Annotated in this window: 23 protein-coding genes; 6 read left to right on the plus strand and 17 right to left on the minus strand. The window is 33.7% G+C overall.

Translation table 11 applies throughout. From position 1 onward, the window contains the following. Positions 1-49 precede the first annotated feature (49 nt). Positions 50-1,108, minus strand: coding sequence for a site-specific tyrosine recombinase/integron integrase (gene xerA / locus R2Q59_RS19245; protein ID WP_316787008.1), 1,059 nt, complete (start codon positions 1,106-1,108; stop codon positions 50-52). Beyond that, positions 1,108-1,461, minus strand: coding sequence for a hypothetical protein (locus R2Q59_RS19250; RefSeq protein WP_316787010.1), 354 nt, complete (start codon positions 1,459-1,461; stop codon positions 1,108-1,110). Before R2Q59_RS19250 ends, xerA begins: the two co-directional genes overlap by 1 nt. Before the next feature lie 233 nt (positions 1,462-1,694). Between R2Q59_RS19250 and R2Q59_RS19255 the strand changes: the two genes are divergently transcribed. Further along, positions 1,695-2,039 (plus strand): single-stranded DNA-binding protein, encoded by a 345-nt coding sequence (locus R2Q59_RS19255; protein WP_316771917.1) that lies wholly within the window; start codon positions 1,695-1,697, stop codon positions 2,037-2,039. Between the two features lie 876 nt (positions 2,040-2,915). Here the strand turns inward: R2Q59_RS19255 and R2Q59_RS19260 are convergent. The 8 genes from R2Q59_RS19260 to R2Q59_RS19295 all read right to left on the minus strand — a co-directional run bounded on the left by R2Q59_RS19260 (position 2,916) and on the right by R2Q59_RS19295 (position 10,688). Then, positions 2,916-4,961 (minus strand): TonB-dependent receptor, encoded by a 2,046-nt coding sequence (locus R2Q59_RS19260; RefSeq protein WP_316787011.1) that lies wholly within the window; start codon positions 4,959-4,961, stop codon positions 2,916-2,918. Positions 4,962-5,085: 124 nt separating this feature from the next. Then, positions 5,086-6,399 (minus strand): sorbosone dehydrogenase family protein, encoded by a 1,314-nt coding sequence (locus tag R2Q59_RS19265; protein WP_316787012.1) that lies wholly within the window; start codon positions 6,397-6,399, stop codon positions 5,086-5,088. A 66-nt stretch (positions 6,400-6,465) separates the two neighbouring features. Continuing rightward, on the minus strand, positions 6,466-7,011 hold the full coding sequence (locus R2Q59_RS19270; RefSeq protein ID WP_316787014.1) for a hypothetical protein: 546 nt from the start codon (positions 7,009-7,011) through the stop codon (positions 6,466-6,468). A gap of 35 nt (positions 7,012-7,046) precedes the next feature. Beyond that, complete coding sequence (locus R2Q59_RS19275; RefSeq protein WP_316787015.1) at positions 7,047-7,469, minus strand: YcxB family protein; 423 nt, start codon at positions 7,467-7,469, stop codon at positions 7,047-7,049. Positions 7,470-7,567: 98 nt separating this feature from the next. Then, positions 7,568-8,074 (minus strand): GNAT family N-acetyltransferase, encoded by a 507-nt coding sequence (locus R2Q59_RS19280; protein ID WP_316771931.1) that lies wholly within the window; start codon positions 8,072-8,074, stop codon positions 7,568-7,570. A 50-nt stretch (positions 8,075-8,124) separates the two neighbouring features. Then, entirely contained in the window at positions 8,125-9,468 is a 1,344-nt protein-coding gene (locus R2Q59_RS19285) for an ankyrin repeat domain-containing protein (protein ID WP_316787017.1), read from the minus strand. A 12-nt stretch (positions 9,469-9,480) separates the two neighbouring features. After that, a complete protein-coding gene (locus tag R2Q59_RS19290) occupies positions 9,481-9,882 on the minus strand; it encodes an ankyrin repeat domain-containing protein (protein WP_316787019.1) in 402 nt (133 codons plus the stop codon). A 2-nt stretch (positions 9,883-9,884) separates the two neighbouring features. Further along, positions 9,885-10,688, minus strand: a complete 804-nt coding sequence (locus R2Q59_RS19295; RefSeq protein ID WP_316787021.1) for an ankyrin repeat domain-containing protein — start codon at positions 10,686-10,688, stop codon at positions 9,885-9,887. 423 nt (positions 10,689-11,111) lie between these two features. Between R2Q59_RS19295 and R2Q59_RS19300 the strand changes: the two genes are divergently transcribed. Continuing rightward, on the plus strand, positions 11,112-13,331 hold the full coding sequence (locus R2Q59_RS19300; RefSeq protein ID WP_316787023.1) for an NADP-dependent isocitrate dehydrogenase: 2,220 nt from the start codon (positions 11,112-11,114) through the stop codon (positions 13,329-13,331). Between the two features lie 208 nt (positions 13,332-13,539). On the opposite strand, the gene R2Q59_RS19305 is transcribed toward R2Q59_RS19300, so the two are convergent. Continuing rightward, on the minus strand, positions 13,540-14,052 hold the full coding sequence (locus tag R2Q59_RS19305; protein ID WP_316787025.1) for a hypothetical protein: 513 nt from the start codon (positions 14,050-14,052) through the stop codon (positions 13,540-13,542). A 96-nt stretch (positions 14,053-14,148) separates the two neighbouring features. Here R2Q59_RS19305 and R2Q59_RS19310 point away from each other — a divergent pair, with 96 nt between their 5' ends. Then, positions 14,149-14,565, plus strand: coding sequence for a hypothetical protein (locus R2Q59_RS19310; RefSeq protein WP_316771943.1), 417 nt, complete (start codon positions 14,149-14,151; stop codon positions 14,563-14,565). 41 nt (positions 14,566-14,606) lie between these two features. Here R2Q59_RS19310 and R2Q59_RS19315 read toward each other — a convergent pair whose 3' ends face one another. The 4 genes from R2Q59_RS19315 to R2Q59_RS19330 are packed head-to-tail and all read right to left on the minus strand — an operon-like array spanning position 14,607 to position 17,316. Beyond that, on the minus strand, positions 14,607-15,248 hold the full coding sequence (locus R2Q59_RS19315) for a response regulator transcription factor (RefSeq protein ID WP_316771946.1): 642 nt from the start codon (positions 15,246-15,248) through the stop codon (positions 14,607-14,609). A 1-nt stretch (position 15,249) separates the two neighbouring features. Beyond that, positions 15,250-15,963, minus strand: coding sequence for a sensor histidine kinase (locus tag R2Q59_RS19320; RefSeq protein WP_316787027.1), 714 nt, complete (start codon positions 15,961-15,963; stop codon positions 15,250-15,252). 38 nt (positions 15,964-16,001) lie between these two features. Beyond that, positions 16,002-16,712 (minus strand): hypothetical protein, encoded by a 711-nt coding sequence (locus tag R2Q59_RS19325; protein ID WP_316787029.1) that lies wholly within the window; start codon positions 16,710-16,712, stop codon positions 16,002-16,004. Next, positions 16,666-17,316, minus strand: a complete 651-nt coding sequence (locus tag R2Q59_RS19330; protein WP_316771955.1) for a hypothetical protein — start codon at positions 17,314-17,316, stop codon at positions 16,666-16,668. The genes R2Q59_RS19325 and R2Q59_RS19330 overlap by 47 nt, the downstream gene beginning before the upstream one ends. Positions 17,317-18,105: 789 nt before the next feature. On the opposite strand from R2Q59_RS19330, the gene R2Q59_RS19335 reads away from it, so the two are divergent. From R2Q59_RS19335 to R2Q59_RS19345, 3 genes are all read left to right on the plus strand, one after another. Next, positions 18,106-18,777: a hypothetical protein gene (locus tag R2Q59_RS19335; protein ID WP_316771958.1), complete on the plus strand. Its 672-nt coding sequence runs from the start codon at positions 18,106-18,108 to the stop codon at positions 18,775-18,777. A gap of 81 nt (positions 18,778-18,858) precedes the next feature. Then, complete coding sequence (locus R2Q59_RS19340; RefSeq protein WP_316771961.1) at positions 18,859-19,773, plus strand: hypothetical protein; 915 nt, start codon at positions 18,859-18,861, stop codon at positions 19,771-19,773. Next, a complete protein-coding gene (locus R2Q59_RS19345; protein WP_316771963.1) occupies positions 19,757-20,272 on the plus strand; it encodes a hypothetical protein in 516 nt (171 codons plus the stop codon). The genes R2Q59_RS19340 and R2Q59_RS19345 overlap by 17 nt, the downstream gene beginning before the upstream one ends. Positions 20,273-20,365: 93 nt before the next feature. On the opposite strand, the gene R2Q59_RS19350 is transcribed toward R2Q59_RS19345, so the two are convergent. Together R2Q59_RS19350 and R2Q59_RS19355 are read right to left on the minus strand one after the other, a co-directional pair. Further along, positions 20,366-20,869 (minus strand): hypothetical protein, encoded by a 504-nt coding sequence (locus tag R2Q59_RS19350; protein ID WP_316787031.1) that lies wholly within the window; start codon positions 20,867-20,869, stop codon positions 20,366-20,368. A 2-nt stretch (positions 20,870-20,871) separates the two neighbouring features. Continuing rightward, positions 20,872-22,743 (minus strand): DNA polymerase III subunit gamma/tau, encoded by a 1,872-nt coding sequence (locus tag R2Q59_RS19355; RefSeq protein WP_316787032.1) that lies wholly within the window; start codon positions 22,741-22,743, stop codon positions 20,872-20,874. Positions 22,744-22,969 lie beyond the last annotated feature (226 nt).

Raw genomic sequence — 22,969 nt, forward strand, 5'->3', positions numbered from 1 at the left:
ATATGTCTGATAGATGTCATCCTTTTTGATAAAAGTATTGAAAAAAAAATTATAAATCATCAAACGGACTTTTAATTTGTTGCAAGCTTTTTGTGCTTACATGAGTATAAATCTCGGTTGTTTTACTGCTGTTATGTCCCAATAATTCCTGTATATACCTTAAATCAGTTCCACTTTCTAGTAAATGGGTAGCGTAACTGTGTCTAAGCCAATGCAGGGTTACAGGCTTCGTGATTTTTACTTTAACCAAAGCCTGTTTCAAAATACTCTGTAAGCTTTTCTCACTGTACATCTCTCCAATATTTTGTCCCTCAAAAAGCCATATTTTTGGTTTGTAACTTATATAATAATCGCGAAGCATCGTCAATATTTTAGGGCTCAAGGGTACAATTCTATCTTTTTTGTTTTTAGACTGTCTGATTATTACAATATTTCTATTCGAGTCTATATCATTAAGTTTTAGATTAAGCAATTCACTTCTGCGCAAACCACAACTATAAATCAACGAAAGCATCGTTTTATGTTTAATATTGCCATGAGCATTCAATATTTCCTTTATTTCTTCTTTGCTTAAAACGTTTGGCAAAAGGTTTTCTCTTTTTGGGCGGTGTATTTTTTCGATAACAATTACAGTTTCTTTAATTATTGAAAAATAGAGCTTAATTGCATTAATAATTTGATTTTGATAAGAGGATGATAGCTTATTTTTTAAAATGAACTCATTGTGGTAAACAATTACATCAGCGTTATCAATCTTATCTAAGGCTTTATTGTCATAAAATTTAAAGAAAGATTTAATTGCATCCAAATAAGTTTTGATAGTGTTAGAGCTATACCTTTTAGCCAAAAGCCATTGCTCAAAGTTTAATAGTGCGTCTACTTTGTCTAAACTTAAGTCTTGTGTTTTTTCAATTCTTAAGTTAAATCTTTCCCTGTTTTTCTTATTATCGGCAATATGCCAAGCTTTTAAGCTTTGGCTCCATTTTACGCCAGTTAATTTTTTTACTCTAGCTATTAAATCAATGTCTTTTTTAAAATAGATCGCAATTCTGTTCTGTCCGTTGTGTATTACTAAATCGGCTCTCCAAGTTACTTTCTCTTCGGCCATTATTTCTCCTCCCTTTTTACCAACAAAACCTCCTCATTTTCCAACGGAAGATAACCTTGCTCATAGCAGAAAATATAAGTCGTTCCTTTTTGTGTGGCATAAGTATGAGTATGATAATTAAAGTCGAAGCCTTTTCGAAGTAAGACTTCTCGTTTCACTTTAGCCTTACCATCAGGATTTTTGAGTCGCAGAATATCTCGGTTCTTTTTCAAGACCCGATTAACCTCGTTTAAGAAACTGTTGTCTTCAGTTCTTAAGCGGTTATTGTAATTGGTGCGACATTGGTCGTCGCAGAATTTTTTATCAGCCCTGCCATTAACAACGGCGTTGCAGTCGAGACATAAACGTTCCATATTTTTTGTTTTGCACAGGGTGATGATTAAAACTACTAAAAAAATGAAAAAACAAAGAATTTGAAAAAGGCCTTTTGATTGGTTTAGAGGGAGATTAGTCGTGTTTAAACGTTTATACACGGTTATAAATGTTTAAAATCCGACTAAACTTAGCAGCTGTTTGCACCTTTGTGTTGTCGGCAGTCATGGTGATTGCTGTTCGTTAAATAATTAGAAACTTAATTTTAAAGATCATGGAAAACGTAGTAAACAAAGTAGTATTGAGCGGATTTGCAGGTAGTGATGCAGAGTTAAAAGTGGTAAGTGGTAATCAGAAATTGGCACGTGTAAACATTGCAGTAAATGAAAGCTATAAAAACGGAGCAGGTGAAGAAGTGAAAAAAACCAATTGGTTTTCTTTGACCTTTTGGGGAGCAAAAGCAGATATCGCAGAGTTAAAGATTAAAAAAGGTACACGTTTTACAATCGAAGGCAGGTTGCAAAACAACAATTATGAAGCTAAAGATGGTAGTAAACGTTACATCACAGATATTGTGGTAGACGAGGTTGAGGTGAAGGAATTAGAAGTAGCAAATTAGTTTTGTTTTTAACCACAATGCCTGCCGCAGGCAGGGATGGACACAGATAAACATGGATTTGTTTGTGTCCATTTTTTAATGAAATAACCACCAAGACACCAAGCACACCAAGTCTTTTTTACCTCAATAGATTAAAAACCACTTCCCTCTAAATCCCTCTCTTTCAGGAGAGGGAGTATTGCGGTTTGCCTAATCACAATCCTTTCACAGGGTGAGGTTAACCACCAAGACACAAAGCACACCAAACCTTTTTGTTGCAGTTTTTTACCTCACTAGATTAAAAACCACTGTCCCTCTAAATCCCTCTCTTTCAGGAGAGGGAGTATTGCATTTTGCCTATTCACGGTCCTTTCACAGGGTGAGGTTTAGCCACCCAGACACAAAGCACACAAAGTCTTTTATTTCTTTGCGCTCTTCTTTCCTTTGCGATTAAAAAACCTAAATCTGTGTTTATCCTTTTTATCTCCCGAAAAATCATATCGTGTGAACACATCTTTTTTGCTCATTGTTTTGTGGGCTATGCTAGGTTCCATTCATAATGTTGGTGTCTCTAGCCAAGTACGACCGTCAATCCCCAGTGCCAGCCCAATCAAAAAAACAGTAGCACAAAAGAAAAAACAGCACTACCAAACCTCAGACGCAGTGGTTTTGTGCTCATTCATACACTCACTTTCATTTATCACCGACGAACAAAACAAAGTGCCGCTGTTTTTTTGATGAGTAAGGGCCAGTGAAAAGGCACCTAAGGGGATTGACAAGCATTTTTGCGTACTTTTGATGCTTCAAAAGTTTGATGCCTGCCGGCATAGAGGCAAAAAAAGAAACCAATATTTGTGTCCACACGATAAGAAAAATCGGGACAAGCTGTGGATAATCTTATAATGAAATTCCTACACTCGCATAATAATTCCTTTTCATAGCAGGATTAAAATACCGATTATTCGCCGCGTTTAAATCGTTACCCAAACTATAATCCTGATTAAATAGATTGTTAATTCCAAACGAGATATCCAAAACAGTTTTACCGATGTTCAAATTTCTTATTCCTGTTTTTAGATCTGCCAGATGATACTTCTTGGCAAAAACCGTATTAGCATCATTTAAAGGAATAGTTGATGTATAATTGTGTTGTGCAAACAAATAAATTCCTTTTTTAAAGTTCAGCTCCAAGCTAGTTACAATTGTATGTTTTGGCACACCAGTTAATTTATTGCCAGAGTAATCTAGTCCAGCATTTTTAAAATCATCAAATTTAAAGTGACTATAAGTAAAGCTATTTCTAACTAGTAATCCATTTAAAAATTGAGTTGGATTGGCTTTAATTACCCAAAAACTCATTTGAAACTCTGCGCCAAATTGTTTTGTGCCACCTGCGTTGATGAAATATTCAACATCGTTAGTGTTTAACCTTCTTACAATGGCATCTTTTAAATTGAAATAAAATACGCTTCCATCAGCAAAAAAGCGCTTGCTTTTAGTCTGATAACGTAAACCAGTTTCATAATTCCATCCAGCTTCTGCTTGTAAACCATTATTGATGATATTGTCTGATGAACGAACTTCGGCTAAGGTAGGAGGCGAGTAACCCTTACTTACAGATCCTCTAAAAGTTAGGTTCGAATCAATCAAATAAGATGCTGCAAGCTTCGGCATCAACCTTGTTTTAAAACTTCTTTGTTTTTCAGCAACAGCAATAGGGACATAACTTTGATAATCGTAGCCGAAGAAATTTAAACTTGAACCCATTTCAATCAATAACTTTTGCTTAATGTCAAGGTTTATCCTTAAAAAGCCAAAATCTTGATGTGCTTTTAAATCATCTGAAGCTGTTAAATTCGTAGCAACACCCTGTGCATTGCCATAATTGTGAATGTCGGTTTTAGTCCTCGAACTTTCTAAACCACCTTGAATATTGTATTTAATATTTTTAACGATTGTCGAGTATTCTAAAAATGTTCTTAAGCCAATCGTACTTTCTTTTCTCTTCTCGTAATTGGTGATGAAAGGGTTTTTGAAGTCTGTATTTGAAGTGAATAACGCAATAACGTGTTTAAAGTGCTGATTAAAACTATAATTGTTAGACAGGCCAGCAAAAAAGGTTTTGTTATAAATAGCTGCTTTTTGGGTGATGGCGCTAGGCAAAGTTGGCGTAGCTGGTCGGGCGGCTTTTGGGTTTGCAGTTAATTGTGCTGCGGTTAATCCCCCTGGAGTTTGATAATCTAAATCACTGTAAAAAACAAAAGCTTTTAACTTACCTTTTAGACTATAATCCCACAGGTGTGAAGTTTGGATATATCTTCTTTTTAATTCACTATTTTCTCTATAACCATCACTTTGTTGGTAACCTCCTGTAAAATTAAAATTGTAATTTTTGGTGACCTGATTTAAACTTGCGGTTTGATGGAATAAACCATAAGATCCAGCAGTTGTTGATAAATTTAAATCATTCGCTTTTTTTAAGGATGAATTAATTAAAACTGCACCACCTGTATTTGCACCGAAAATACTAGCTTCAGGTCCTTTATAAATTTCTAAACTTCCTACAGCCGCAACGTCTAAAGAATTAAGGTAGGTATTACCACCAGCATCCGTTAAGGGAAAATCGTCAATGTAAATTTTTACATTTCTTATCCCGAAAGGTGAACGCAATAAACTGCCACGTAAAGATAAACGATAACTACCTGGTGAGCGTTCTTCCATTCTAACACCCGGTGCAGTATTTACCAAACCTACTAAAGCACTGTTTGATTGGTTTTTGATTTGATTGCTTTCCAAACTACTAACCGAAGCAATTGACCTCAATAAAGGTTGCGTATTATAATAGCCTTTAACCGTAACTTCATTTAACTTTTTTACGGTATCAGTTTGCGCCTTAACGCTGATTGATATTAGAATTAAAAACGCAGTTTGTGTTTGTTTCAAGGTTTTAATATTTTAGTCTGCGTCATATCGAACGAACATAGTGAGGAGATATCTTTAAGTTAATTATGCCAACAATAGATTTCTCGTCGCTGCGCTCTGTCGAAATGACGGCAATGTAAGAAGACTATTTTGCCGCCACTCTCCAAATAATGCCACTTACATCATCGGCTACCAACAAAGCCCCATCTTGTGCAACTGCTACACCCACAGGTTTGCCGTAAACTTCTTTTTCATCCTTAACAAAACCAGTCAAAAAATCTTCTAATTGTCCAGTAGGTTTCCCGTTTTTAAACGGAATAAAGGCTACTTTATAGCCAACAAACTGCGAGCGGTTCCATGACCCATGCTGACCAATAAAAACACCTCCCTGATATTTAGATGGAAATTTTTTAGCAGTGTAAAAAGCTAAACCTAAAGAAGCTGTGTGTGCCCCAACAGGAATATCTGGCACAAGTGCTTTTGCTACTAACTCAGGGTTTTGACCTTTCAAACGAGGGTCTTCATTCTGCCCAAAATAAGAAAATGGCCAGCCGTAAAAAGCACCTTCTTTAACACTAGTAATGTAATCTGGCACTAAATCGTCACCTAATCCGTCACGCTCATTTACCGCAGTCCATAATGCATTGGTTCCTGGTGCCCAAGCCATTCCAACAGGGTTGCGTAAACCGCTTCCATATATTTTTTCTCCAGTACCATCTGGATTAAACTCTAAAATATTTGCTCTTCTAATCTCATTTGGTAAACCACGTTCTGCTACATTACTTCCAGAACCAACAGTTACATAAATTTTGGATTGGTCTGGTTTTACAATTAAGTTTCTTGTCCAATGGTTATTATAACCGCCTGCTGGCAATTCTAAAATCTTTTTTCCAGCAGCTGTAATTTCCGTATCTCCTGTTTTGTAAGGATACATCCAAACACCATCTGTATTGGCCACATAAAATGAATTACCAATAAAAGCTGCGCCATAAGGCTGATTTAACCCTGTTAAAAAAGTAGAGACTACCTCAGGTTTCCCATCTTTATCAGCATCTCTGAATAACATTATTGTATTTACACTTTTTCCTTGAACTTCAGATTTCGCCTTGCCACTTATCTCATTGGCAGCTTGCTCCACCTTAGTTCTTTGCGAATTAGAAAGTACTACAATAACATCTCCGTTAGGTGCAATTACAATATTTCGAGGACTTTTCATTCCTTCTGCAAATTTTGTAACCACAAATCCAGCAGGAGCTATTGGCGTTTTGCCTTCAGGCCAAGCCACAACTTTACTGAAATTTGTTTTACTAGCTTTTGTATCTGCTTCAGGTAATTCATAAGTTTTGCCTACGCCTGTTTTTACTTTTGCAGCTGGTGTAGTTTGACTGTTTGAATTACTATAGCTACCCAATAAGATAGTGCTTGATATTAAAGCTAAACGCAGGACTTGATTTTTCATTTAATAAGAATTAAGAATGTTGATTGCTAACATTCAAATTTAGAAGTTGTTTTCTGGTTTATGGCATTAATAAGCGATGTATTCATTTTGTTGCGAAAGTATAATCGCAATTGAAGCTAATATTAATAACCACCAAATTGAACCAACAACAATTAAGAAGATTTGTCTTGTATTAAAACGGTCTTGCAAAATAACTTCGTATCCTGAATCATTCAGTTTTGCATAGTTTAATGCTTTGAAGGGTTTTATGAACCATCCAAATCCTGAAATTGATATTAGTCCATACGGCTCGGGTAAATAAGACAATAAAATCGTTAACAAGTATCCAATAAAAAGTAAGTTTGGCGAATAGTTTTTTTGATAATTCATTGCTTTTGCAAAATCAATTATCTTACTAAATAGCCGAATTAAAAAGAAGATGCCAAAGATAGTTCTCATAGCAGGCATAATGTCTGTATTTTCTTTTTCTTGAAAAAAACGCCAAGCTTTATAAAACCACCAAATGCTATAAAGTCCAAAAGTAATAACCGATAAGAAGATAAACTTGTTTAAGCTAATGATGTATTGAGGCTCGATATTTTGGTTCGTAATAGAAAGTTTTTCTTCTAACATATTGGTTAATTGAAAAGTTAAGTTTCAATGTTTGATTAATTTTCTAATTTAATCTTAACATTCTTCAATTTTTTAAATATTTCACAAAGTGCTACAATCTCATATTCATTTAATGCTTTTTTGGAGATTAAATTAGTAGAACCTTTTGCCAAATGTATAATGAACCAACCATTAAGTTCTTCCACTTTATAAAGTGAGTTTAACTTGATTTCAGAATTAAAATTAGAACCAATTATCCTTAGATTATCATTGTCAAACTGATATTCATTTGAACCATTTAAAACTTGATAATTCTTGAAATTCTTTTTAGCTGAAAAATATATGGCCAAGGGCATTAAAAAAACAATAACTAAACCTAACACAGGCTGATATGATGGGTAACCTTCTATAATGTCATAAATTCCAAAAAAATCTAAAATAGAAATAGTAATAAATCCAACGCCAAGAAGTAATGTCAATATTGAGCCAATCTTTTTATAAAATAATACATAATTTAATTTCAAGTAGTCACTGAATTCAATTCTATTGTAAAAGTTCATTTTTGTTTTTATATAATTTAATCAAACCTCAATCTCCAACTCAATAAATTCCCATCCTCATTTACTTTTTCGAAATGATTTCTTTCTAAAATATGCCAAGAAGCTGGATTGTCCTTTGCTGTTTGGGCGAAAATAGATTTCACGTTATCTTGCCTTTTTGCCCATTCAATGATACAGGCAACAGCTTCAGTCATATAGCCCTTTCCTCTAAAATCTTCATAAGTTCCATAACCAATTTCTATTTCTCCATCTTCTGCAGGCTCTCCAACGAAACAAATATCACCAACCATTCTGCTTTCAGTTTTTAAAATGATTGTCCACAAGGTAGAAAAAAGATGGTTTTTGCCAGTATCTAAAACATTAGGCAAAATGGTTTCTGCTAGTGCTTCTCTTAATTCTGGTGTGATTATTTTCCTTGTCGGATTTAATTTCAATTCCGCTTCCAAAGAATCATCATTTGCAATGTATTTGATTAATTGGTCGTGAGAAAGAGGTTTTAGAATAAGGTTTTGGCTAGAGATCATTAGTTTATTAACTGAGGATTGCCAAGTTATAAATATTTTATCATTTCAAATTATCCTTTCAATATTTTGGTTTTCTCTGTATCAAATTCCTCTTGTGAAAGTATGCCAGCATCCAGCAATTCTTTTAAATCCATTAAGGCTTGTTTTTTAGCACTGATGCCATTCTTCATAGGTGCTAGATTTGTTTCCACAGATGACGTTTTTAATGTTGCATCGGTCGCATTTGCAGGGCCAAACTTTAATAGTAACTCAGTAATTTCATTAAAACCCTTAATATTGGCATAATCAATTGCTTTTTGCTCTTTTACATTAACAATGTTTGGGTCTGCAGATTTTTCTAATAAAAATTTAACTACATCTTTTTTGCCATTTGCAGCTGCATAATGTAAAACCGAGTTGCCGCTTTCATCTTGGATATTAATATTCGCACCTTTTTCCAAAAGTAGTTTAAGCATGCTGATGTGACCACTTTTGGCAGCTACGTGTAACATACTTTCGCCTCCATATTCATAGGTACTATTTAAAGAAAAACTTGCGGAAATTGAAATATTATTTGCCGTTTCTACCCATTCTAGGTATGAGTACATAGAATCAGTATTGTTAGCTAATGGTTTGGCATAATCCACATCCACTCCGTTGGATAAAAATAACTCTACAATTTCTTTCTGATTATTTGCACAGGCATACCAAATAGGAGATAGGCCATTTTTAGAAGACACAAAAACATCAGCACCTCTATCAATTAAGATTTTGGTTAACATCCTATTCGCATCCTGACAAGCAATAAGTAAAGCTGACTCTCCTAAATGATTAGTATGGTTAATGTTTCCGCCCCTTTCTATAATTACCTCCACCATTGCTGTATTTTTTGATTTTACAGCAAAAAGCAATGCAGAATCTCCTTGTTTATTTGCCGCATTAATATTGGCGCCGTATTCAAGTAGTTTTTGCAAAACTTCCTTATTTCTAGAGCTGGCTGCAATTAATAATGGAGTTTCTGCTTCATTATTTTCAATATTTACATCCATTCCTTTCTCTAACAATTTTTCAAGCACTTCTATTTGACCGTTTTGCGCACACAAATGCAATAAACTATTTCCCTTCAAATCGTTAATGCTAACTTTTGCTCCTTTTTCTAATAAGTATAAAGCAGTTTGTTTTTGCTTTTGAAGGCAGGCAAAATAGAAAGGTGTTTCACCTGCATGGTCTTCATAGTCTAATGTTGCCCCCTCACTAATTAATAACTGTACCAAGTCCAAATATCCACGATGTGCGGCATAATGCAGAGCTGTTCTGCCTTTTTCATCTGTATAACCAATTTCAACTTCTTTATTAGCCAATAAAAGCTCGGCTATTTTTCGTTTGCCACTTTCGCAGGCAATTATAAATGACATTGACATATTTTTCTAATTAGATTGTTTTATTAAAAGTTCTACAGTTTTTATTTTCAGGTTATCGTCAGAAGCCAACATCAATGCAGTTTGATCTTGGTCGTTTGTTGCAGTGGTATCGGCACCATATTCTATAAGCAGTTTTACTTTTTTGTAAGTTTCTTTGGCTTTTTCTGCATCATAATTCACGTTATAAGCACATACCTTATGTAAAAGTGTATTTCCTTGATCATCATTTCTATTAATGTCAACCTGCCCACTTTCTAAAACAATGGCTAAAACCTCAGCAGATTTTTCTGCTATTAAATCTAATGCTGTTATTTCTTCTCCATAATAAATATTGGTTTGGTAAAGGTCTGCACCATCTTCAATAAGTTGCTTCAGTAAATTAATTCCGCTCTCTGAATGGTTCATCATTCTTACATACTCAAATAAAAGTGTAACCTGATTTTTATTAATGATATCAAATTGTGGCAAGTTAAACTCACGCATAATGGTGTACATTTCTGCACTTTGCTGATTTGCTCTACCGCATAAAAGAATGCTGTATTTCCAGTATTGTCACGATGGTTTGGATTGGCGCCATTCTCTAAAAGGAAAGCTAAAAAGAAAGGCTTGTGAAACTCTATTGCACAGATTAAAGGCGTTTTTTTTACTACGTTTTCTTCGTCAATTTCTAAACCTTCTTTTAATAAAATTTCAATGTACGCCTTTTGTAATTGTTGCTGTTCTTCATAATCAAGGCTGTATTTAGTTTGGTTATTTTTCACCACCTGGTGGATGTAATTTTCCTCTGCATTGTTTTTGAAATTTACATCGCAACCCGCTTCTATTAATATTTCAATCAGTTCTACAGAAGCAAGTTGTTGTAAGAAATAACCTAATAAAGTATGCGAATTAACTTCGTCATTTAGATTTTCGAATTTTGATATAAACTCCCTAAAAAATGCTAACCCTTGTTCATCAGTTTTTAAATGCCTAACCACACTTTGGAATACACTTTTATCAAATTTATCAAACTCATAAATATCAGTTTCTATGGTTTTGTCTTTAATAAAATGATTAATGATTGTGTATTGCTCTGCTCTAAATAAGTTATCTAGGATTTGCGCCTTATTAAAATCCTGAATTGTTTTTGGGAGTTTTTCTCCAGCTGTAAGTTGTGTTAATGCAGCTGAAAAGTTGCCACTGTTTAAGAGTTGCTCTAAGTTTTGTTCGTTCATATTAAGCCTAAAATTTATATCATCAATGTGATCATTTAGGCTTGCTATGTTTGTAAAGCAATAGAATCAAAGGGCAATCAAATCGAAAACCTTAAAATCATATTGTTTAAAGACACGGTAGTATCTAAATAATCAATAAAAACTTTAGGGATAATTTTGATTGGTGATTGAATGCTAAATTATAAAAAAAATGGAATTTGGTTATATGTTTTAAAATATCTTAGGAAATCTTACAAGAGTTTATAATTATAAAAGGGCAATATTGCTTATTCAGCAAAAACTATGTGTCTATGTGGTTAAATCATATTATATCCTTAATTAACAATTCAATGTCTTTAATTTCATCTGATTATTTTATCTTTAGGCGATTTTAAGAAAAGGGTTAATTTCATTGCCCATCCAACCTAAATAAATACCAAAATTATGTCAACTACATCAAAGATAATCTACACCAAAACAGACGAAGCGCCAATGTTGGCTACTTATTCCTTATTACCAATTGTGCAAGCTTTTACCGCTTCGGCAGGTATTGATGTAGAAACCAGAGATATTTCATTGGCAGGAAGAATTTTAGCAAACTTCCCAGAATATTTAAAAGACGATCAAAAAATAGGCGATGCTTTAGCCGAGCTTGGTGCTTTGGCAACCACTCCAGAAGCTAACATCATCAAATTGCCAAACGTTTCTGCTTCAATCCCACAGTTGGTAGGCGCAATTACCGAGTTGCAAGCTCAAGGTTACGCTTTACCAAACTATCCTGATAACGCACAAACAGAAGAAGAAAAAGCCATCAAAGCTAAATATGGCAAAGTATTAGGCTCAGCTGTAAATCCAGTTTTACGTGAGGGTAACTCAGATAGGAGAGCGCCTAAAGCCGTTAAGAATTATGCTAAAGTAAATCCACATTCAATGGGTGCTTGGTCGGCAGATTCTAAAACTCGCGTAGCTAGTATGAGTGAAGGCGATTTTTATGGTTCAGAGAAATCTGTAACTGTAGCAGATGCTACTCAATTTAAAATAGAATTTGTTGCCGAAGATGGTGCTGTAACTGAATTAAAAGGTTTAGCTAATTTAAAAGTAGGTGAGGTGATTGATAGCTCTGCTTTAAGTTTATCAGCTTTAAAAGCTTTTGTAGCTAAAGAGATTGTGGCGACTAGAGAAGCAGGGACATTATTGTCTGCTCACTTAAAAGCAACAATGATGAAAGTTTCTGATCCACTTATTTTTGGTGCAATTGTAGAAGTTTATTTCGCAGACGTATTTACAAAATATGCTGACTTGTTCAAAGAATTAAATGTTGATACCAGCAATGGTTTAGGAGATGTTTATGCAAAAATTGCAGGCAATCTTAAACAAGCTGAAGTTGAAGCTGATTTAGCTGCGGCTATTGCAAATGGTCCGGCATTAGCAATGGTAAATTCTGATAAAGGCATTACTAATTTGCACGTGCCATCGGATGTTATTGTAGATGCTTCTATGCCTGCAATGATCCGTACATCTGGACAAATGTGGAATGCTGCAGGTAAATCTCAAGATACAACAGCTTTAATTCCAGACCGTTGTTACGCTGGTGTTTATACTGCGACAATTGATGATTGTAAAGCACACGGCGCTTTTGATGTAACTACAATGGGTTCTGTACCTAACGTAGGTTTAATGGCACAAAAAGCTGAAGAATATGGTTCTCACGATAAAACTTTTCAAGCAAAAGCAACAGGAACAATTCGTGTAACTGATGCAGAAGGTAAAGTGTTCTTCGACCAAAAAGTAGAAAAAGGCGATATTTTCCGTATGTGTCAAACTAAAGATGCACCGATTCAAGACTGGGTAAAATTAGCAGTAAATAGAGCTCGTTTATCAGCTACGCCAGCAGTTTTTTGGTTAGATGAGAACAGAGCACACGATAGAGAAATCATCGCTAAGGTGAAAAAATATTTGGCTGACCATGATACTAACGGATTAGATATTCAAATTCTTGCTCCAGTCGAAGCAACTAAATATACTTTAGAAAGAATTAGAAAAGGTTTGGATACCATCTCAGTAACTGGTAACGTATTACGTGATTATTTAACAGATTTATTCCCAATTTTAGAATTAGGAACCTCTGCTAAAATGTTATCTATTGTTCCATTAATGAATGGTGGTGGTTTGTTCGAAACTGGTGCTGGTGGTTCTGCTCCAAAACACATCGAACAATTTATAGAAGAAGGTTATTTACGTTGGGATTCATTAGGTGAGTTTTTAGCATTACAAGCTTCTTTAGAGCATTTAGCACAAACTCAAAACAATGCTAAAGCACAAGTTTTAGCTGATGCTTTAGATGAGGCAAATGCATTATTCTTAGCAAATGATAAATCTCCAGGCAGAAAATTAGGAACTATTGATAACCGTGGTTCTCATTTCTATCTAGCTTTATATTGGGCTCAAGAATTAGCTAAACAAACAAAAGATGCTGATTTGCAAGCTAGATTTGCGCCATTGGCAAAAGCATTAACTGAAAACGAAAGCAAAATTGCTGAGGAACTGATTGCCTCACAAGGCAAACCTCAAGAAATTGGTGGTTATTATCATCCAAATGATGAGTTGGCTTACAAAGCAATGCGACCAAGTGAAACTTTAAATACAACTTTGGCAAGTTTGTAAGATTATAAATTTCCTTAGGTAATAATTGTTTCACCATCCAATATCATAGATTAGTCGTAGCTAAAAGCTACGACTTTTTTGTTTTTATATTTTTTTGCCCGCAGATATTGGGTATTTCGCAGATCAGAAAAGAATAAAATCTGCGTCATTAGCGTAAATCTGCGGGAGAAATTAATGCTTATCAGCTGCTAAAAATGTTAAAGTTAATTTAGTGATAATTCAATCTGGCAGAAATAACGGCATAATTATTCAGTAAATAATAAATAGATACAAAAAGCAAAGCTAAACAAGCAATAAAGCTATATAGCTTTGCATTATTGCCTGGTTTGTCAGTTTGATTATAGATGTTAACATCGTCAGCTTCTACGGAATAAACTTTTGGTCTAATTAAATTGAAATCAGATTTTTTTATCCAAACTTTTAATTGCCCAGAATTTTCTAATGATAAATTCACCCCAGCTAAAGCATTAAATCCTTGGTATACTCTATCGATATTTAGTTTTATAGAGTAGAGTCTTTTATCACCTCTCAAAGTAAAGTTTAGTACTGCACATTTAATAGTTTTATCATTAATCAATATATCCTCAACGCTATTAATGGGCTTATTATAAAGCTGTCCTTTTATCATAATTAGGTTATTCTCACCAAATAAAATCTGAGTGAACAATACATAAAAGCCATAAAAAATGATAAATAAAATTATAATTAATAAGCCTCTCATTTGAATAACTAATTACTTAGTTAAATGTAGTCAACTTATTTATTAAAACAAATAACCAAATCATTTCGTTATATTCATACCTAAATCGAATATGCCATGAGTACAGAAAATCAAAATTTTAGACCAGCTAACGACAAATTACATCCAAGCGATCTTGGGGAAACTAAAGACTTTAACGATTTATCTTTTGATGAAAATAAACAGAGCTATGAATTGGATGTAAAAGGAGAGGATAAAGATTATGATCATCCTATGCCTTATGAAACTGTTGCAACAGGCTCTATAGATGATAATTCTACTTTCGATGAAGCAAACCCTTATGTTGGTGATGAATATGCGACTGATGTAGAAAAAGTAAACGATAAATTAGAAGAATTAGGAATGCATATTGATAATGATGGAGACAGTGTATTGTTAAGTCCAGAAGATGAAATCCTTGCCCGTACTGAAGAAGATTATAGAGACGACCTAGATGAAGAGGGTTATCCTAAGAATGATGCACCGAACGCTTAAAATCTATATTTGATCTATTTTATAAGAATTAGTAGAACGATTTAAGTATCGAAGCCATTTTTCATAGCATACACAGCTAAACCTACACGTGTTTTTAGTTCTAATTTCTCAAATAAACTATCTCTATAGCCTTCAACAGTTCTTGTACTACAATTCATTTGGTTGGCAATTTCTTTATAACTCATTTCGGTAACTGAAAAACGCAAAAACGTTTTTTCTCTATCGTTAAAATCTTTTTTATCGGATTGTTTGGTTCCATTACTAATACTCGAAAATAATTTACTAGCAGCCCAATCTGGATAATAATGTCCATTTTTAACTAGATGATTTAATGCATCTGCCAATACTGTAGGGTGTACATTTTTTAGCAAATACCCTTTAGCACCACTTTTAATCATCTTTATTAGGCTGTTTTCATCATCTTGCATGCTTAAAGCCATAATTAAAACATCGGGATAGGTTTCTTTAAGCCAAGCTGCAGTTTCAAAACCATCCATTATTGGCATGCTAATATCTAACAATACCACATCGGGAACATTTCTAGGATGTTTACATTTTTCTTGCAAATCCTTGCCATTCTCGCATTCGTAAAGCACTTCAAATTGCTCAAAATTTGCTAAAATGGCACTTAATGCCTTTGCAATTAAAATATGATCATCAACAATTACAATACGAGTTTTCATTTTATATCGAAATTTCAATGGTTAATTTTGTTCCATCCCCTTCTTTACTTTCCATATAATAACTACCGCCAATTAAAGCTATTCTTTTTTTTATGTTGCTTAAACCAATACCTTTTTCCGCCAGTTTTTCAGCATTAAAACCTTTACCATCATCATTTAAAGTTAATGTTAATTGCTTGCCGTTTTTAACTAAAGTTGCCGAAATTGTTTTACAAGAAGCATGTTTAATGCTATTTTGGATAAACTCTTGCACAACTCTTAATAATAAGCTTTTAGCTTGATAATTTAATGGTATCGATTCAAAATCGACCTTCAAATTAAGTTTGTATTTTTTTAAGACTTCAATTTTAGCAAACTCTTCTTTCAATAAAATAGAAATGTCGTTTGTGTCAATATGATCATCGGTTAAAGATTTAGATAAGTGCCTTAACTCTGACAAAGCATCATTTATAAGCTCTCCAATTCCAGTAATTTTATTACTTATCGGTAAAGCTTCATTTTCGAAAGCTAATTGTTGGGTATATAAACTCGCTAGCGTAAGTTTCTGACCTACATTGTCATGTATTTCTCGACCAATGTGTTGCATGGTTTGGGTTTGTATTTCTATTTGTGTAGCTAACAATTCTTTTTGATGTAAGACATGTTGCTGCTGTAATTGAGTAATACTTTCTTTTTTTTTGTTTTTATATTGAATAACAAAGGAAATAGCTGCCACAATAAATGCAACCAAAAAAACATTGAATAAAATGATAACTAATAGATATTCGGTTTGCCCCATATAAAAGCTGCAGTAAATAATAAGTACATCAAATGATTGGCGATCAGGAAAAAGGTATAATAATTACTCCATAAGTTAGATTCGTTTAACAATAAATTATAAAATGAAAAAAACGGTAGGGTCCCTACATAAAGTAGCATAATGCCAATATTTATGTAAAACATATAATTGGTATGGAATAAAAGTATTTTTTCTGATTTTATTTGCTTAAAAATTTCTAAAATAACTAAAAACATCAATAACACCGTACCAACAGTATAACTTAAAGACAGCATCATGCCTGGCTTATGTATAATGGTGAAATAAGGTAAAAAAGAAATGCAAAATAAACCTGTAATAATCCAAAATAATTTTTGTCTTTTTAAAGATTTTACAGCGTAAAGCCAGTAAAAGAACACAAATTCAATAGGGATAACAAAAAAATCATAGTAGGTACTTATATAGGAGGGATAATTCTTTAATCCCCATTTAGCAAATGCCTCCATCAAAAAGATAGCACAACAGTAAACCATAAACCATTTCCAATAACTTTTTTTTAGTGCTGGAAAATGAAATAAAGCAACAATGGCAGTTGAAAACTGAATCCAAACCAGGGTTTCGCTCAATATTTTTTGGGTATTGCTAAATGATACCATGTTACTAAAAAGCTTGTCCTTCTTTTGATGCTGGGGGTATGATTTGCCCATGATTTAAGGACATCACTTCTGTATCATCTCTTTGATCCCTTACCATGATATAACTCATTTGTTTTAAATTTCTCTTCATGAATCCCTCGTAGGTATTGATGTCTAATGGATTAAAATCAGTGTAAATGCCTCTTGTATTTTTAATTACTGGTAATAGAATAAGTGTGTGCTTTCTTTCGTAAAGCCTAGTAATATCGTCATTTAATAGTTTTTTTAAGTTTTCATATCCTGGGTTAGCCCACTTTGTGTTTAAAGGATAGGATGCATAATACATTCTTATAGCCAATTTATTGTTTGCATCTGGTTGGTTATGTTTTACATTGCTTTCAATATCATTAATGAATTTTTTTAGTGTGTCTATATCAAATAAAATAGAATTTGCATCATTTTCTACTCCATTTTCTCTATCATTCGCTATGGCTTTGAGCTGCGTTTGCCTATAATTATTAGTCATTTCTTGTATTAAGCTATACCGTAATGTGCTTGGTTTAGAACTAGGTGTATTAGAAGCTGTGTCTGTTTTTTTTGGTGGATAGTAATAAGCATATACGCCAAAAGCAATAAGGAGCACTGCAATAATGAGAGTTAAATGTTTCTTTTCCATTTGATTAATTTGAAATTATATAATAAATATACTTTTTAATTATACAAAATAGCTAAGGATAAGTTAAGAAAACTAGGTGTATCGACTCGTTTTTATCACCGTTAAACAACGGTATAATTTACCGCTTTTTAAGCGTCAAAATTCAGTTTTATAACCTTTGATTGTCGCCTATAGGTCTTGCACCTTTGTAGGGTATAAGATGATAGTCACAACTTATAAATAGAGGGATGAGAAAAAACTTACGAAGAATAAAACAGTTTATCAACTTGGTGCGAGTGGAAATAGAGTTTTGCAAAACCATATTACATAAACTATAAAACACCCTACATCTATCAAAACTAATCCCAAAAAATTTTAGTTAGAGTTACCTGTCCTGGTTTCAGGCAGGTAACTTTTTAAAGCTGTTATTCCAGCTATTCATAATCCTCTGTTTCTGAGGAGCCAAAAAAGTGCTTGAAAAATTAACATCTCATAAATCCTAATAACTGAGGATTCGCTTTACTGAAGAAGTGCGCCCCTAATCTTTATCCTGTAATACCTTATTGCTATGTTTTTCGATGCGACGTAATACCAGGCGAACGGTTAAACAACGGTAAAAGTTATAGCTGTTTAAACATTTAAATACAGTCTTATGCACGTTGATTACCAATGAATTGCGCTGCAAATTTGTATCAGGCAATCAATAAAAGATGCTTTATAGATGGATTAACTCATTAATATATTTTAAATAATAAAGGAGTATTCCGAAAATCCTTAAAAGAGTAGGAGTAAAAATTAAATCTAAACAATATGAAAAAATCAATTTTACTACTAATCGCATTAGCTTTTAGTACCGTTGCATTCTCGCAAGTAAAATTTACTAAAGCGGAGCAACAACAAATGCAAAGAATTCTGGGTAAAGATTTTACTGCAGTATTAGGTAAGCAGGGACAATTGGCAGTTGTTACACCAGACAAAGTTGGGCAACTGACATCTACAGCAAGAGGTAGCTTTAAAGGAATGCCTGGACTTGCAGCCAATGCAGTTTTAGCGGCTTACGAAAAATGGTGGGTTTATAAGCAAAGTACCGATTTGCTTAAGTCAAAATTGGGAGAAGAGCGTTTTAACCAATTAAATAAAATCCTTACTAAAAAAGGATTAGATATTAAAGCAGTTGAAAAACCAGTAGAATTTACCAGAGCAGAGCAACAACAATTGCAGAAAGTTTTAGGTAGGAACTTTACAGCAGTACTAGGTGAGCAGGGACAACTTGCAGTTGTTACACCAGATAAAGTTGGACAATTAAAATCTACATCAAGGGGTGGTTTTAGTGGGATGCCTGGACTTGCGGCTAATGCAATTTTGGCAGCTTACGAAAAATGGTGGGTTTATAAACAAAGTGGTGATGTGCTTAAGTCTAAATTAGGAGAAGAACGTTTTAACCAATTAAATACAATCCTTGCTAAAAAAGGATTATACTAAATATTTACCAATATAGTGTAGATGTAATTCTACACTATATTAATGTTATTTAAATCAATAGAGAACCTAAAAATACCGAAAATGAACTCATATACAATTAAAAGTGTTTTGAAGGATAATGTTTTTTACAACATTACCTATTGCTATAATACAAACCAATTAGAAGTCTTTAGAATTTTGGTGGCTCTTTTTGCAATTATCTCTATGTATACATTGGTTTTGGATTACGATGTTTTTTTTGCACCAAATGGTATAGTTAATTGGGAGGTGTCTAATGCAAATGCACTCTGGTTTGAGTGCCATCCACAGAAAATAGCCGATTTTTTAAGCATGCCACCCAATTATGTAATGATTGCAATTCTTACACTGTATTTTTTGGGGCTTATTGCTTTATTGTTAGGGATTTATACAAGGCTATCAGCTATTATTTGCCTAATCACATTTACATTAATTACCAATGTAATGTCTTCTTTCGCATTTGGAGTAGATATTTATCAATCAGTATGCTTTTTTTTCCTAACTATATTTCCAACAGGTTATAGTTTGTCGTTAATGAAAAAAGATGATTACCCTAACCTTAATCAGGTTAAGCAAATATGCATAAGGGTATTGCAGTTATACCTCATTATAACTTATATATCGGCTGGATTTGAGAAAGCATTTATGCCAAACTGGTGGAATGGGAGGTTTATCTATTTCCTTAGCAATGACCCAACCATAATGACCACGACTTTTTTCCCAAAAGACCAAAATAGCCTTTTCTATATCTTTTTTGGAGTTATGGTGGTGTTTATAGAATCATTGTATTTCATGTTAGTATGGTTTAAGAAAACTCGCCTCTACATATTAATCATAATTATATCAATGCATTTGTTTATTGCACTCTTTATGGACTTGTTGTTCTTCGGATTGTTGCTTATTGTATTAAACGTGGTTTGCTGGTACCCAGCAATATTAGCTAATCTTAAAATTAAAGAAAATGATAAAAGCATATAAAATTACTTTCAGAATAATATTGTTAATTGTTTTGTTATCGGTAATGAAAGTTAGCGTTTGGATTGATAAAAATATTGACTGTTATGCACTTTCAGTTACAGAGTCATTTATTTTTAGAGTTACAAGGTTGAACTGGCAGTATGGATTTTTCACCAGTAAGTCTAATAATTACCAATTCATTAAAAGTGATATTAGCTTGGTAGATCCTGCTAATACCTCAAGAAATATAATCATTGCAAAAGACAGTGGTTTGGATAAACTAGTTCTGCCTATAAACGCCGTTAGAGTTAACTCTTCAATTCAACAAATGGTTAGAGATACACTCTATTTGGAGGCTGGATCTAGATCTATAGCATTATTTTTATTTAAAAATTTTCCATCCTATAGAAATATAGATTTCTCTATACAAACCTATAACAGAAAAATTAAAGTTGATCAGACTAGATTTAAACTTTCAACTAAGCTTGATACCTTATTTAATCGTAGAATTAGTTACTAAACGAAAAGAAGGAGCGTGGTGGTGGGATCGAATCGTTACTATAGAACAGGGAAACATTAAGAAGTTACTAATGGAATTAATTACCATTAACTATTAGGCCAAAAACTGTAACTGTTCGATCTCTTCTTTCCAGCGTTTTCTGCTGTTAATTACAAATTTTTCGACTAGGCCGTGTTTAGTAGTTATCTGTAATCCGTTAGGTATAATTCCCAAAGAACTGTAGAAAGTGATTGCTGTAATGTCGGTAATATCAATTCGTTGTTGGTGGTTTTGAATATTAAAACTATGCGATTTAAATTCTAACCTGTCTTTAAACAAATATAATTTTCCACCAACTGCCTCTGCTCCTTTAAAATGGTTGGCTCTTCCAGAGAGAATAATTTCTTCTCCATTGTCGTTAATACTAGTTTGCTTGGCTACGATTTTAGAACTGGCAAAGAAATAAATAAACACCCCGAAAAGTACTCCTCCAATGGGAGCTGTAATAGCTGCAAAAGGAATGCTGACCATATAGGTTTCTATCACTCCAAACACTACAGCGAAAATCACAGCCGCGTAAAATGAATCTCTTAATAAAACTTTTTTTTCGGTAGTCATAATTAAGGATTGATATCCAAGTTAAACCTTCTGCGCATTTCTTCTATCTGTGGGTTTTTTTCTACCATATAAGCGTATTTATCCTTATTGGTATAAATTCTTTTTTTAGATAGGTTTTCGGCTTTTTTAGAAACGATTTGTAAATCGAAATTCTTTAACGCAGAGCGAAGAAAATTTAACAATTCAACTTTTTCATCCTGCAAGGTGCTTTCTAAAGCTAAATTTTCTACCAACACAGTAATTTCGGTCCCATTAATTATTGGGTCGTTATTCATTAAGGTGTACAAATGAATCTTATCCGCATCCTTTGCTTTTTGAGTGTAAACTTTCCAAAGCTCTAAAAACTGCTCATCAGTAAAAGCTTCTTTTTCGTTGCTCGAAATGTATTTTGGACCTTTATCTTCATCGCCTGTGGCAATACGCTCTAAATCTGTGAGCGAGGGAATTAAAGAAGCAACCTTATTAGTGCTTAACGGCTGTATTTTAATTGAACCTGTAGATTGCTTAGGCAAGGTAATCGGCCTATTCGGTTCTGGTGCTTTTGTAGGTAAAGGAATATCTAAATGGTCAGGTAAATCCTGCAGTGCTTCTCTTTCTACAAAGTCTTTAAGGTCAGCTACGCTAGCATTTTCAACTTTCGGACTTTCAGACTTTCCGACTGCTGTTTGCTCTTCGCTTTGGTCTTTGGTCTTTGGTCTTTCAGCTTCTACACTTTTAATTAAAGTTTTTTTTTTATCCTGATCTAAGTCAGTTGCTGTAGGTTGGTTTGCAAGTTGGATTACCGAAGGAATGTGGCACATTTTGATGAGCGACAGTTCCACTTGCAACCGTTGATTTTTGCTGTTTTTATAAACTAAATCGCACTGGTTAGCTAAGTTCAAAGCAGTTAAGATAAACCCTAAATCTGCAGATTTACTTTGGGCCAAGTATTTTTGCTTAATGGTTTCACTAACTTCTAACAATTGTACAGTTTGTGCATCTTTAGCAACCAGTAAATTTCTAAAGTGACTAGCCAAACCATTGATGAAGTTATTGCCATCAAAACCATTATTTAAAATCTCATTAAATAAAAGTAATGTCTGGCTCACATCGCCATTGCATAAAAAATCAGTTAGCTTAAAATAATAATCGTAATCTAAAATGTTAAGGTTATCAATTACCGCTTTATAAGTTATGTTTCTATTGGTATAACTTACAATTTGGTCGAACATTGAAAGCGCATCACGTAAACCACCATCTGCTTTTTGCGCAAGGATGTGCAAACCATCGTTATCAACAGTAATGTTTTCACGAACGGCAATTTTATTTAAGTGACCAGCAATGTCTTCAACTTGTATTCTATTGAAATCAAAAATCTGACAACGAGATAAAATGGTTGGCAAAATCTTATGTTTCTCAGTAGTTGCTAATATGAAAATAGCATAAGAAGGTGGTTCTTCTAATGTTTTAAGAAATGCGTTAAATGCATTCGCCGAAAGCATGTGAACCTCATCTATGATGTAGATTTTGTATTTTCCTGCTTGTGGTGGTATTCGAACTTGCTCAATTAAGCTCCTGATGTCATCAACGGAGTTGTTTGATGCCGCATCTAATTCGTGGAAGTTAAATGAATGTCCTGTTTGAAATGAAACACAACTTTCGCAAGTTCCGCAAGCTTCAGTTTCTGCAGAAAGATTGGTACAGTTAATTGTTTTTGCTAGGATACGAGCACAAGTAGTTTTACCCACGCCACGCGGACCGCAAAACAAAAATGCCTGAGCCAGTTGGTTGTTTTTAATGGCATTTTGTAAAGTACCCGTAATATGCTGCTGTCCAACTACGGTTTCAAACGTAGCTGGACGATATTTACGTGCCGAAACAATAAAATTTTCCATCGCAACGAAAATAGGAATTTTTGTTGAGGTTGAAATGTTGAAAGTTATAATGTTGAAAAGTTACCTTTTGAGAGAGTCGTCATCCGATGAGTATACGCTCCCTGTAAATCTTATTGGAGGACTAGTTTGTGGTTTTTTTTGAAAATGAAAATCAGTGGTTTTTGGCTAGTGTAGTCCTGCTGTTCGTTTCAATCTTTTTTGTGCTGTCACACTGAGCGTAGTCGAA

Origin of the sequence: Pedobacter frigiditerrae, from assembly GCF_032678705.1 — a bacterium.
Lineage (GTDB): Bacteria > Bacteroidota > Bacteroidia > Sphingobacteriales > Sphingobacteriaceae > Pedobacter > Pedobacter frigiditerrae_A.